The organism is Octadecabacter arcticus 238 (genome assembly GCF_000155735.2).
Taxonomy (GTDB): domain Bacteria; phylum Pseudomonadota; class Alphaproteobacteria; order Rhodobacterales; family Rhodobacteraceae; genus Octadecabacter; species Octadecabacter arcticus.
This window is the reverse complement of sequence record NC_020908.1, coordinates 4,564,726-4,578,356: the sequence shown is the minus strand read 5'-3', so window position 1 is coordinate 4,578,356 and position 13,631 is coordinate 4,564,726. Positions and strand designations below refer to the sequence as shown.

At 53.5% G+C, this 13,631-nt stretch carries 5 protein-coding genes and 6 pseudogenes; 6 read left to right on the top strand and 5 right to left on the bottom strand.

The features are described from left to right. Window positions 1-28 precede the first annotated feature (28 nt). A complete protein-coding gene (locus tag OA238_RS23740) occupies window positions 29-1,015 on the top strand; it encodes an IS4 family transposase (RefSeq protein ID WP_245581556.1) in 987 nt (328 codons plus the stop codon). A 206-nt stretch (window positions 1,016-1,221) separates the two neighbouring features. Here the strand turns inward: OA238_RS23740 and OA238_RS23735 are convergent. Both OA238_RS23735 and OA238_RS23730 read right to left on the bottom strand, forming a co-directional pair. Then, window positions 1,222-1,755: pseudogene (locus OA238_RS23735) on the bottom strand (IS1595-like element ISOar1 family transposase); the annotation flags it as partial. Window positions 1,756-1,976: 221 nt separating this feature from the next. Next, on the bottom strand, window positions 1,977-2,678 hold the full coding sequence (locus OA238_RS23730; RefSeq protein WP_144055971.1) for an HAD family hydrolase: 702 nt from the start codon (window positions 2,676-2,678) through the stop codon (window positions 1,977-1,979). 196 nt (window positions 2,679-2,874) lie between these two features. On the opposite strand from OA238_RS23730, the pseudogene OA238_RS30800 reads away from it, so the two are divergent. Beyond that, window positions 2,875-3,851, top strand: a pseudogene (locus OA238_RS30800) (IS1595 family transposase). A 151-nt stretch (window positions 3,852-4,002) separates the two neighbouring features. Continuing rightward, window positions 4,003-4,760, top strand: a protein-coding gene (locus OA238_RS30795) for an IS5 family transposase (protein WP_085982784.1) whose coding sequence is annotated in 2 segments (ribosomal slippage) — window positions 4,003-4,342 and window positions 4,342-4,760 — 759 coding nt in all. Because the reading frame shifts where the segments join, the coding sequence is not laid out codon by codon here. A 319-nt stretch (window positions 4,761-5,079) separates the two neighbouring features. On the opposite strand, the pseudogene OA238_RS23705 reads toward OA238_RS30795, so the two are convergent. Next, window positions 5,080-6,093, bottom strand: a pseudogene (locus tag OA238_RS23705) (IS110 family RNA-guided transposase). A 159-nt stretch (window positions 6,094-6,252) separates the two neighbouring features. After that, window positions 6,253-7,500 (bottom strand): annotated as a pseudogene (locus OA238_RS30790) (IS256-like element ISOan6 family transposase). Window positions 7,501-7,640: 140 nt separating this feature from the next. Here OA238_RS30790 and OA238_RS30785 point away from each other — a divergent pair. The 3 genes and pseudogenes from OA238_RS30785 (at window position 7,641) to OA238_RS30780 (ending at window position 11,770) form a co-directional block, all read left to right on the top strand. Continuing rightward, window positions 7,641-8,557: pseudogene (locus OA238_RS30785) on the top strand (IS30 family transposase). Window positions 8,558-8,941: 384 nt separating this feature from the next. Continuing rightward, window positions 8,942-10,357 (top strand): IS66 family transposase, encoded by a 1,416-nt coding sequence (gene tnpC, locus OA238_RS23685; RefSeq protein WP_015495834.1) that lies wholly within the window; start codon window positions 8,942-8,944, stop codon window positions 10,355-10,357. Window positions 10,358-10,706: 349 nt separating this feature from the next. Next, window positions 10,707-11,770 (top strand): IS630 family transposase gene (locus OA238_RS30780; protein ID WP_085982783.1). Its coding sequence is split into 2 segments (ribosomal slippage): window positions 10,707-11,211 and window positions 11,211-11,770, totalling 1,065 coding nucleotides; the frame shifts between segments, so codons are not numbered across the junction. Window positions 11,771-11,904: 134 nt separating this feature from the next. Here the strand turns inward: OA238_RS30780 and tnpC (OA238_RS23670) are convergent. Beyond that, window positions 11,905-13,571 (bottom strand): annotated as a pseudogene (gene tnpC / locus OA238_RS23670) (IS66 family transposase). Window positions 13,572-13,631 lie beyond the last annotated feature (60 nt).

The window sequence follows — 13,631 nt, the reverse complement described above, 5'->3', positions numbered from 1 at the left end:
CTTATTCAAAACGATGTGCCTCTTGATCATGGGAATGGTGAATGCCCGGACGGTAAATTTGAGCCATCTGGCCTGTGAGTTTCCTACCGATAGCAAGGTTGAAAGCACCTACCGTCGCCTACAACGCTTTTTCCAGCATGTTGATCTTGGCTCGGATTGGGCGGCCCCCTTGCTTGTTGAAATGATTGGTTCTGGCCCCACCTGGCATTTATGCTTGGACCGAACAAATTGGAAAATTGGCCAACGCCATGTCAACTTCTTGGTCTTAGCCCTTGTCACACGCCGCCACCGTATTCCGTTGATGTGGAGCGTTTTGGGGCGTGCAGGGAACAGCGATACTGCTCAGCGCATTGCCTTGATGAAACGTTATCTGTCGGTGTTTGAGGTCTCCACCATCAAGTTCTTGTTAGCGGACCGGGAATTCATTGGAGCACAATGGTTGGATTTTCTTCATAAAAACAACGTCCCATTTGTCATCCGTATCAAAGCAAACCAACTTGTGACCACACAGGACGGGAAAACGCAAAATCTAAGCACCTTGTTGCGCACCTGTCGCGGTAAGCGCAACTTTGATGCCCGATTTGGAGGCAACAATTTGGGGGAGGCCACGTGGTTTAGCTTTGCTGCAAAGCGCATCAAGGGGGGTGAGCTTTTGATCGTCGTCTCTAACCGGCCCGCACATCGGGCCCTCGCCACCTACAAGAAAAGATGGGCCATTGAGAGCCTCTTTGGCGACACAAAGACACGCGGCTTCAATCTTGAAGACACACGACTGACCATCTCCAAAAAACTTGAGCTTCTTTTAGGTCTCGTTGCGCTCGCGGTTGCATGGGCATCTAAAACCGCCACAAAGCTTATTGGAGGCGGGAAAATGAAGCGGAAAAAACACGGATATTTTGCAAAGTCATTCTTTCGAATTGGCTTCGATCAGCTCCGTAAACTGCTCAGGTCAGACCCAAACGCCGCTGTCTCACCGTGGATACTAATTCCACCCATAATCACAAGAGTCGTGTAGTATGCACGCCAAGAGAAAAGCGTCGCCTCCGAAATCCCTTCCTCCTGCGAAAGCTGCCGAATGGTCACGTTGTTTGGCGGAAGCATCCGTTTCAGCACAGCTGCTTTTCGTTCCAGTGAATATCCCATGTCATTGTCCTAATCCGCTCACCTGAAAATTAGAGAAAAATAGAGCAGCGGACAACATCCCTGACAGAGGGGGATACCCCCCCGTTTGGACGCCTTGCCGCCGCGCCTGCGGGCCTTGCGATCGAGGTTTCGTTCGCCTTCACGACTGCTCAAGACAAACGTCTCATCGGCCTCGACGATACCGCGCAGTTTGATCGCGCCAGCCGTCACAGCCCGCAGGAAGCGGTGACGCCAGCGAAAAGCCGTGCTGCTGGCCACCCCGCAGCGGGCCGCCGAGGTCTTCACCGTGTCGCCATCGCTTAATGACCCAGCAAATTCCGTCCAGCAATCTTTGTGTCGCAGCCGAGCTAACGGCGTCCCAGTTAGGGCGTTGAAGGTTTTGCTGCAGATCTTGCAAAAATACCGCTTCAGCCCGTTAGAGCGGCCTCGGATCACAGCCCCGCCCGCCGCACAATGCGGACAGTTTCGTGCCGTCCCGATCCGCTCCTCCAACAGTCCGATCACGGCTTCCAGCGACGGCTGACCAGCCAGCAACCGAACCGTTGCGATCCGCTGGTACGAGGACAGATCATCAATCTCAGATAGCCAGGCCAGATAGTCGTGATGGTCCATGCGCGCCTCCTGCGTTCACTTTTTGTTCTATATCATTGGGGAGTGCATAGCTAATGCGAATTGAGCCTTGTTGTAAGACCATAGACATTGTGTGGCGAATTATTGTGTCTCCTCGATGTTTGCAATGATGTGTTGATCAAACAAGGCACATCCTCACAGATCGAAAACACTCCGTACATTCATTCGAAATTACTTACCATTATTCAATAAATACTTGTCTTCTACCTGCTCAGGTTGATGATTGCTTCGGGGAGCTGAGACATAGTTTCGATGATCAAATTGGGTCCGAGTTCTGCCAATTTTAATTTCAGACTTGCCGGTGTCGCATGAGACCCGCCAACAAACCCAATACACTTCATTCCTGCAGCGAGCGCGGCAGAAATGCCTGCGGGGCTGTCCTCGACAACGATGCAGTTTTCTGGCCGAACACAGTGTTGAGCCGCAGCGTGTAGAAACAGGTCTGGTTCAGGTTTCCCGCGTGACACGGTTCCTGCGCCAAATTTGGTGCAATCAATGACATTGTCTAATCCTGTAATTGCCAGTGATCTGAGGATGCGATCCATACTGCTTGAAGACGCGATGCATCTTTGGCCCTTGATCGCATTGTAGGCACCGAGAATTCCGGAAATTGGTTTCAGTTGTGCATCGAAGAGCTGAAATAGTTTCGTTTTGAACGCTGCTTCATCAAGCGGTGGAATTTCAATGCCAAATGCAGCCATCACAGATTGATCGGCCTTCGCGATCTGCTTCCCGAGGAATGCACCATAAGCTTGATTTTCCGTCAGGTCTAAGCCGTGTTGCGACATTTCGGCGATCAGCAAGCCGACGGAAATTGTCTCACTATCGACGATCACGCCGTCAAAGTCGAAGATGACAAGTTGCTGATTCGATTTTGACATGAAACTTGTCCTTCGAGATAACACGAGCGGTGAGTCTTTCTACCAATTACGTTTATATAAAACAACTAGGGCCTGTTGATATTACCGATTCCCTTTTCCAATAATTTCAGATTCAAGCTTCCAAAAGGGAGGCGCGAAGGCTTATCCCCTTTGCTCCGGCGGCACCTGATGTAGTGCGAAGCGGCTTGCCAATCTAGAATGTTCTGGTATTGTTCTTCCCATGCCAGCCAGATGGAAAAACGACAAACCCATGTCCCGCCCCGCGTTCGACGCCAGGTTTTCTGATGAGGAAGCGTGTTCGCATTATCTGGTGGAACATCGTTGGCCTGAGGGCTTCGTCTGTCCTTCCTGTGGCACCTGCAAGGGCTGGCCGTTAAAGCGAAATCGCGCGACTTGGGAATGTGCCGGTTGCGCACGGCAGACATCCGTGACGGCTGGCACGGTAATGCACAGCAGCCATTTGCCGTTGCGAATTTGGTTTCTTGCCGCGCACATCATCACCAGCCATTCCAACGGCATGTCAGCGCTGCAACTTCAGGCGCAACTTGGCCTTGGCAGCTACAAGACGGGTCGCCATCGTCGCTCGGACCGATGGCGCTTCTCGGCGACCTCCTCTTGCAAAAGCTGCGGCGGTCGATGGTCAACCCTGACCGCAACCCCCTGAAAGACCTTGTCGAAATCGATGAAACAGAGATGCCGTTCCGGTCCCGGCATGATCCCGAGGACCGGCCAAAGGGTGGGCGGAGCCCGGTTGGAAAGATGTTTGTCGTCTGTGCCGTCGAGTTATCAAGTGACGGACATCCGCGCCGTATCAGGATGAAACACATTCCCGACGGCGCGTCAAAGACGCTGCACGGGTTCATTGGTCAGGCTGTTGAGCCTGGCGCTCACATCATCACGGACGGCTGGCTCGGTTACGAAAATCCGCCTGCAAACACGCATGAGGCGAAGGTCGTCAGCGGCAAAAAGGCACGCGACATACTCCACTGGGTCCACCGCGTGTTCTCCAACCTGAAAACGCGGGCAAAAGGCGTCTTCCACGGCCTCAGAAAGTGCCATCTGCAACGCTATCTTGACTAATTCGTGTTCCGCTGGAACCGACGGCGACACATGCGAAGCGGCTTCGACACGCTGCTAGGGATCGGTGTTGGTCTCGGGCCAGCGACATATCGTGATTTTGTTAAACAGCGCGCCTGAAGGCCCTCGTTCACGGCAAAAGCCACGCCCTATAAACCCACCAGACATTACAAACTGATCCGATCCGCCTCTAAAGCCACAAGGGCAAGATTCTGCGCCGCGTCAACATGTGGGGCAACCGGACTAAAAGGGATAAGCTTTGGAGGCGCGAATGTTGAGTGACAGGTTTATGATTAGTGACAAACAGTGGGAGTTGATTGAACCCCATTGTCTTGGGAAAAAGAGCGATCCGGGTCGGAGTGGTAGTGATGCCCGCTTATTTATAGAGGCCGTTTTGTGGATTGCTCGGACAGGTGCCCCGTGGCGCGATTTGCCGGCTGAATTTGGCAAGTGGAACTCAGTTTTCAAGCGGTTTAGATATTGGGTTAAACGAGATTTTTTTCATATTATGTTCAAAGACTTATCCATAGACAGCGACTTCGAATATACGATGATTGATGGCACGATCTGCAAAGTACACCGTCACGGACAGGGCGCAAAAGGGGGACTCTAAATCAGGCCATCGGGAAATCTAGGGGCGGAATGACCACCAAAATCCTTGCCCTGACAGACGCCCTTGGCAATCTGATCGACTTCAGGCTGATGCCCGGACAGGCGCATGATCTGGTAAAAACTCGTGAATTACTGGCAGGTGTTTGCTGCCACAGTCTCTTGGCTGACAAGGCCTTTGATGCGGACTGGCTTCGGGAGTTATTGGCTGAACGGAGCATTGAGGCCATTATTCCACCAAAATCCAATCGTAAAAATCCAGCATCATGCGACATGGAGATCTACAAGTGGAGGCACCTCGTGGAAAATTTCTTTCAGAAACTCAAAGAATTCAAACGCGTAGCAATGCGTGCGTGCAAAGCCGATACCAGCTTCGAAGCCATGATACACATTGGAGCAACAATCATTCGCACAAGATGAATATCCACAGACCCTAGTTACCGTTGGTTTTCGGTCAATTCGTACAGTCTGGGGTCGTGTGTGGGTGCCCCCAGTTTTGCAAGGCTTTTCTGAGGGAATGGAACAAGATTGATTGCGGTCGTGTGTTAGGCCTCATGTTGCGGCTTTTCACACGCCGCGGGCCGGTATGGTTAGTTCGCTGATCAGGTCCAATTCGAATCCACGGGCTTGAGCGCCCGACCTCTATCTGGTTTTCCCGATCATTTTACTTCAATCGACGTCCATATTTTCCAGAGCATTCCTTGCTTACCGATACGTATCTTTTTGACGCATCGGATTCTTACGAAACGATAATTTTTTCTATTTTGTAGACCTCGTTCTTGGTAATCATTGCCCAGATTTGGCGTGCCATCTTGTTAGCCAATGCGACAGCAGCCACCATTTTGGGCTTTCGATCGAGCTTGTCTTGGAGCCAAGGTTCGGCGCGACTGCCTTGTCGGGCATGACCTGCTATTCGGCTCATTGCCCCAATGACAAGTGCCCGCCGGATGTCCTTTTGGCCCATCTTTGTGATTTGCCCGAGCCTCGATTTTCCTCCAGTCGATTTCTGTAAGGGAATAAGCCAGAGCCATGCAGCAAAATTGCGCCCACTTTTAAACGTTGTCATGTCAGGGGCAAATGTTTCGATAGTCATCGCTCCAATTGGGCCTACGCCTGGCATCGTTTGCAGACGTTTCAACCTGGGACTTGATGTGCCGTATGTCTTAATTTTCCCAGTCAAAATATCGATCTTACAAGTCAGATGCATAATTTGGTCAAAATGAATGTTTGCCATCTCTGTAGCCAGAGCCGGCAACGTTTTATCGGCTTCAACCAGCTCTTTTAGCCTGACGAGATTCTTGATCCCGACTGAAACGATAAGACCAAATTCCGCCATATGCCCTCACAACGCATTTACTGTTGCTGTGTGATGGTCGATCAATTGATCCCGTGTTCGCATCATCATCGAAAGTGCTTGTTTCTTGGCGCTTTTGGGCTCGACAAAGCTCATGTTCGGGCGAAGCACGGCTTCAACAATTGCTTCAGCATCTGCTGCGTCGTTTTTCTGTCGTTTAACAAATGGCTTCACATAGATTGGGGGAATGAGCTTTATTTCGTGGCCCAATTCCGAGAGCGTACGGGCCCAGTAATATGATGTAGAGCAAGCCTCCATAGCCACCAGACAATTTGGCTGTGCAGCCATGAACTTATGGAACTGCGTGCGCGAGAGCTTCTTGCAAAACAGAACCTCCCCAGATCCGCAGGCTCCGTGTACCTGAAATACGTTCTTTGTCAAATCGACGCCGATGATAATATCTCGCGGATTCAACTCGCCAGTGCAACTTTACCCACGGTATGATGCGTGAGGCAGCGATGCCCAAGTGCTTCTCACCGTCTAAAGTAAAGGAACATAAATGCGAGCCTATCACCGCCTCACGAGTTATTGTCAAATCTGGTGTTTGAGTATTGTTGGTCATGCGGTGATCTGGTCGGGGTTTGTGGTTTCGATTCCGTCTTTGAACGTGACGCCTGTGATGACTTTTGCGAGGTAGTCAAAGCCGCGTAGCTTCCTCCAATTTTGCTCAGCACATTGCCTCAGTTTGAACATCATGTGCAGCATGCCATCGCGTGACAGGCAGCCCTTTGAACGCTTGGTACGATGCCGGATCGTCGCGAAGGCCGATTCAATTGGATTGCTAGTGCGGATGCTTTGCCAATGCTGCGCCGGGAAGTCGAAGAATGCCATGAGTTCCTCACGATCTTTTTGCAGGCATAGTGTGGCCTTGGGATATTTGGGTTCGTAGGTTTTGATGAACAGATCGAACGCCTTTTCTGCATCGACTTTGGTCTCGGCCTGCCAGATGTCGTGCAGCGCGGCCTTGGCTTTTGGCTGAGACAGCTTGGGTAAACAATTGAGCACGTTCATCGTTTTGTGTTGCCAACAGCGTTGATGGCGGGTCTCAGGATAGACTTCGTCCATGGCCGCCCAAAACCCCATGGCACCGTCCCCGATGGCCAGTTTGGGCGCATTCATGCCTCAGCTTTTGAGGTTAAGCAGAACCTCGCGCCAGCTCTGCGTGGACTCGCGCACCCCATCCTCAATTGCCAGAAATCGCTTCTTGCCACGGGCAGTTACCCCAATAATAACAAGGGCACAGAGCTTGTCATCCTCGCCCCGAAGGCCGCTGTGAACGCCGTCGGCCCAGATATAGACGATGGGCTCGTCATCTAACTCAGCGCCTTTCCAAGCCTCGTATTCATTGGCCCAATCGCGTTTTAAACGCGAAACCGTATTAGCCGACAAGCCAACGGCATCTGGGCCCAGAAGAACCTTGAGGGCGGGAGCCATCTCGCCGCTGGAGATCCCTTTGAGGTAAAGCCATGGCAAGGCCGCTTCCAGCGTCTTCGTGCGGCGCACATAGGGCGGCACCAGGGCAGACCGGAATGTCACCAGTGTGCCGTCCTTGGACCGAACCTTTGGAATGCGCACGCTCACAGGGCCAATGCCCGTTTGAAACGGGCGGGCCGGATGATGTCCATTACGCACGACTGCCGCGTGACCGGCATCGGTGCGTAAGCCGGTAAATTGCGCCAAATAACTGACAAGCTCAGCCTCAACTGCTGTCGCGATCAGTTGTTGTGCTCCCGTTTTCAGCAACTCCGTCAACGCGTCCGTCATCTCGTCTCGACGCGCAAAATCAACAATGTTAGTAGTTCCCATGGTGGTGTATCTCCTTTGGTTGGGCTGCTGTCTTCCAACAACAATTCAACCAGATACGCCGCCAACCTTCAAACCACTCAAACACCAGATTCAGTCATAGCTCCCGCCTCACTGAGGGGTAGCGTAACCAAGTTTATGCGTTGAAGAAAGCAGGTTTGAAGCAATATGCCATTGCGGATCAGATCGGCGTGAACAAATCGACGATTTCGTGGGAATTTACGCGCAACACAGGCCTGCGCGGATATCGCCCCAAGCAGGCGCATCGTCTGGCTTGCTCACGGCAGGCACAAATTTGCCGGACCCGTATCTCGGATGCGGCGTGGACTGGGATTGAAAAGATGATCCGGGAGGAATTGAGCCCCGAGCAGATTACAGGTCATCTGAAAGATATTGGTGAGCCAAGCGTCAGCCCAGAATGGATCTACCAGCATCTCTATGCAGACAAGCGTAACGGTGGCGACCTTCACACCCATCTGAGATCTCAAAAGCAACGGCGCAAGCGCTATGGCAGTACCGAGCGGCGCGGTCAGATCAAGAATAGAGTATCCATTGAGAAACGCCCTGCAATCGTCGACCTGCGCAGCCGCGTTGGGGATTGGGAAGCAGATACCATGATCGGCAAGCAGGGACACTCTGTCCTTGTGACACTGGTTGAGCGCAAGACGCGATTTACCCTTGCCTAAAGGCAGTCAATAAAACAGCGCGGGCTGTCACGGATGCTATCTGTGAACACCTTAAGCCCCATCAGGAAAGGGTTCTCACCTTGACCTACTACAATGGCAGAGAATTTGCTTACCATGAAGAGATTGCCCGCGAGCTGACTGCCGAGGGTTTCTTCGCGCACCCCTATTACTCCTGGGAGCGGGGCCTCAACGAAAACACCAATGGTCTGATCCGGCAATACATCCCAAAGGGAAAAGATATTGATGATCTGAGTGATGAGGACGTGGCTAAGATCATCGAAAAGATTAACAGCCGGCCCAGAAAATGCCTTGGCTTTAAAACGCCAAATCAGCTATTCCTAGGGCCCAAACAGCATGTTGCACTGGCAAGTTGAATCCGCGTCTTTATTCATGGATGCTTCCTCTCTTTTGTGGTGTGTAAACCACCATGGCACATTACGATGCCGTTCGTGGAGGGGGCACCCACCCCATCAAGTCCGGCTGGGGGCGGGATCGTATCTAAAGGGTTTTGAGCCGCTTTTAGGCACGTAAGCGGCCATTCACTCCTTGCTTTCCAGCAAGATAGGGGATTTGTGCAACTCAGTATAAAATGTGCCCGCGTACAATTTTGTAAACACAAAGGTAACTCCCAAGCACCCCAGCCGATAACGGGTTTTTGTCAGTTTTGATGTGAGTCTCCTTGGCTATTAGGCGCATGAATTTTCTGTTGTGGTCTGAATTTCGTGGCGCTGTGACGATTTCTCTGAATCATTGGTGGAATGGACCAAGTTACTTCTCTTGAACAACTCCTCGCCACGGCTCTGCGCAGGATCGCCGAGTTGGAAGCCGCGTTGGCGAGCATGGCGCAAGAGAATGCGGATCTGCGGCGTCAGTTGGCTAAGAACAGCAGTAATAGCAGCAAGCCGCCTTCGAGTGATGGGTTGAAGAAACCGGTACCGCGTAGCCTGCGTGGTAAGTCCGGTAAGAAAAGTGGTGGCCAAGTTGGCCACCGAGGCGACACCCTACGTCAGACAGCAACGCCTGACTTTGTGGAGCGACATGAGGCTGAGGCCTGTGGCACCTGTCAGCATGGCTTGACGGCTGGGATGATCAAGGCGGTGGAGAGGCGTCAGGTTTATGACATACCGGTGCCGCGTCTGGAGGTCACAGAGCATCAGGCAGCGATTTATTGTTGTGGCCATTGCCGAGCCACGACGACAGCCACCTTTCCCGATGGCGTGAATGCACACGTGCAATACGGTAAGCGCATTCGGGCGGCGGCGGTCTACTGCAATGTTCAGCAGCTGATCCCCGAGGATCGGGTCTGCCAACTCCTGCGTGATTTGTTTGGTGCCACCAGCCTATGCGCGGCCAGCGTGACCAACTGGGTGAACGGCACAGCGCGTACCTTGGGTGGCGTCGTCGAACACATTCTGGCCCGGCTCAATGAAGGCGGCGTTCGGCATCTGGATGAGACCGGACTTCGTGTTGATGGTAAGCTGCACTGGCTGCACTCAATCAGCGATCTCGCCTTCACGCATTATCGCATCAGCGCCAAGCGCGGTGCTGTTCCATCCTTCCTGACCGGCGGGACAATTGTTCATGACCACTGGAAGTCCTATTACGCCCATATGAGTGGGGTGGACGCGCACGCCCTGTGCGGGGCGCATCATTTACGGGAACTCAAGGCCATCGAAGAAATCGAAAAGGAGCCGTGGGCGTGCGCGATGAGCGTGCTGCTCAACAGCGCCAATCAGCTCAAGTGCGCGGCTCAGGGGCGAGGCGAGACCGAACTCCCCACGTCGGTTCACCACGACATCCTCACCAAATACATGGCGATCCTCACCGAGGGCCTCGCCTTCCATGAGCGACAAGACCCACTGGCTAGACGCACTGGTGCGCGAGGCCGAAAAGCCAGGCGGCCAGGCCATAACCTTCTGGTCCGCTTGCGCGACTACCGTGATGACGTCCTAAGGTTCCTTACGGACTTCACAGTTCCCTTCACCAACAATCAGGCCGAACGGGACCTGCGCATGATGAAGTTGCGCATGAAAATCTCGGGAACTTTCCGCACCCTCGAGGGCGCGCAGGTCTTCGCTGACATCAGATCCGTCATCTCGACGGTCAGAAAACACGGGGGCAATATCCTCGAAACACTCACCCTATCACCACAACAGATCATCGCTCGGCTCTAACGTCGCAAGGGCAACACAAAACCCGATATCCGATGGGGTCCTTGGGAGTTACCCACAAAGTTGAAATATCACCTTGGGCGCTGATGGTAGCGCAGCCTGACAGGGCGTAGCCTCAAATATCGGAGCCTTGGCTGGCTGCGCGTGCCTCTCGTTCTGCGCGTTTGTGGGGCTTTGTTGCACAAATCGTCTTCAGGGATTCATATAAAGAATCCAGAGTGATAGCCTTGGCTCATGAGCAGCTGGACACCTACCGCGTATAATACCAGCGGCCAGAATATCTGACTCATTTATTTGGTTTTAAGTTTTGGTAAACTCTGAATCAATAACCTCCATAGATTGGGAGGTGCTCATGGGTGGAGCCATAAAAATTACGCGCACGGATATGTCTGCGAAAGATTTGCGCCGTGCGGCAAAGCGAACCAAGGATGGGCGGGTTGTACGGCGACTACTGGTCATAGCGCTGGTGCTTGATGGGGTGGATCGTGAAACGGCTGCCCGCAGCAGTGGTATGGATCGACAAACACTTCGGGATTGGGCGCATCGCTTTAACGCAGAAGGCATTGAGGGGTTATCGGATCGGAATGGCAAGGGGGCAAAACCACGGTTGTCGCCCAAGCAACAGGCGCAATTTGTGGCGTGGGTGGAGGCCGGGCCCGACCCAGTAAAAGATGGCGTAGTACGATGGCGTTGTGTCGACTTGCAGGCTCGTGTTGAAGAGGAGTTCGACGTGAAACTGCATGTGCGTACGATTGGGAAATATCTAACCAAGCATGGCTTTCGCCGCCTGTCTGTGCGTCCAGAGCATCCGAAAACTGATCGCGAAGCGCAGCAGACTTTTAAAAAAACTTTACCAGCCTCGTAAACGATACTCTGCCAGAACATGCAAAGGGGAAGCCTCTTGAAGTATGGTTCCAAGATGAAGCCCGCGTTGGACAACAGGGGACACTCACCCGTAAATGGGCCAAGCGTGGAACTCGCCCGCGCGCACCCCGTGATATACGCTTCAAATGGAGTTATATCTTTGGTGCCGCTTGTCCCGCACGTGGCACCGCCGCAGGTCTCGTCCTGCCCTACGTCAACGCCGAGGCTATGGGGCTGCATCTTGATGAGATCGCAAAAGCTGTCGCACCCGGCTCACATGCCTTGCTGATTGTTGATGGGGCGGGTTGGCATGGCGCAAAATGTTTACAGGTGCCAGATAAAATTACGCTCATGAAATTGCCGCCATACTCACCCGAACTGAACCCCATGGAAAACGTCTGGGCTTATCTGCGAGCTAATAAACTCGCAATCACAGTTTTCGACACCTATGACGAAATACTCGACAAATGTGCACAAGCTTGGAACTTCTTTGCGAACGACCCAGAGCGAATAAGTTCAATCACAGATCGAGAATGGGCAAGGGTCACTTAATTCGGCCGTTGGTATAAGACCAAGAACGGGTCGAGTTATAACCGAGCGCTGAAGCGTAAGCGCAGTCCCCGTCCCATTGATGTTTTCAGCCTTGGCCGATTGACATTGTTCGGTGTGTTGCGTTTGCGCGCACGTCAGGGAGTCCCGGGCGAGCTTATTTCTGAGGGCGTGGCGACGGCATGAGCCCAGGGCATCAAAGCGTTGATGTCCTTTTCGAGATGCCCATTGGCCAGCTTTGTGTACAGATCGCGCAGGTACGCATAGGGCTCGACGCCGTTCATGCGACAGGTTCCGATCAGGCTGGCGAAGCGTGCCCAACACCGGGCGCCGTCATCGTGACCTGCAAAAAGTGTATTGCGACGTGTCATGGCTGGGCTTCTGATCGCGTTTTCGACCAGGTTGGAATCCATGTCGACATGGCCATCGTCGAGGAACAGACAAAAGCCAGCCTGACGTCGGAGCATATAGGCCAGCGCTTTGCCCAGTTCGGACTTTCGCGAGACACGGGCCGCTTGGGCACTCAGCCAGGTAAAGAATTGATCGACCAGCGGGCGTGAGCGGTCCTGCCGGACGGCCATACGCTGCTCTGGGGGCAAGCCGCGGATCTCAGCCTCGATCTTATAGACGGCTGCGATCCGCAGCAGTGCCTCGTCAACGATCGGCGATCCCGCTCTGGGTTGGGCCTTAATCAAGGCCCGTCTTCCATGTGACCAGCAATAGGCCAGCTTCAAGGGTTTGCCACCCACCCGCTTTGGCGTGGCCAATGCAGTATAGCCACCATAGGCATCAACTTGGATCGTGCCATCGAAGCCCTTGAGGATTTCTTGGGCGTATTCGCCCTTTCGTCCGGGCCGATAGTGGAACACGACACCCGGCGGAGATGGTCCGGCCCAGCCTCTATCGTCGCGCAGGACGGCCCAGAAATAGCCGGTCTTGGTTTTGCCGCGACCGGGATCGAGCACTGGCACAGTGGTTTCATCGACATAAAGTCGCGTACTGCCATTGAGCAGCACCGTAGCCATGTGATCGACGACCGGGGCAATCAGCGCGCCCGTGCGCCCCATCCAGTCCGACAGGACCGCGCGGTCGATAGGGGCCCCGTTGCGGGCCATGGCGACGGATTGCCGGTTCAAAGGGTTAAAGTCGCAGAATTTGGCTACAGTGATTTGAGCCAGCAAGGCTTCGGTTGGCCAGCTATTTTCCAGCAGATGCGCAGGTGCCTTGGCTTGGACGACCCCAGTGCGCCCCTTGGGGCAAGCGTATTTTGGGCGCACAGTGACGATGACTTGGTATCGTACGGGAATGACATCCAGCCGCTCCGAGCGATCCTCACCAATCTTGCCCATATCGCCACAGCCACATGGGCAAACGATGTTGTCGGGTTCAATCACGCGTTCGACCCGGGGCAACCCTTCTGGAAGGGTGCGGGGCTTGCGTGGTTTGCGCGGGGCATTGTTCTCGTTCTTGACTTTTTTGCAAGCTTGGCCTGAACGTTCTCGATTTCCGCCTGCGTCTCGGCGATGGCGGCCTCTTGGTCTTCAAGCGCCAATTCCAGCTGATCAGGGGTCAGCTTTTCCGATTTTGGCCCGAACTTCGTGCGCCGGTAGTCGGCCACCTGGCTTTCCAGCTTCTCGACCAGTGCGGTCAGCGTGACCACCAGCGCGCCTTTTTCTTCGGCTTCAGCCTGATGGTGCTGACGCGCCGCGCGCTCCACAACCAGTTCGAATTGCTGCGCCTCGAAAGCCTTGACGACCTCGGGTGGCAAGGCAGGAAATTGGTGAATATCGAATGGTTCTGACATGACTATTCCTACCCCAAAGCGGCAGAAATAGCCAATAAAATAACGCTAAAATCAGGTTAC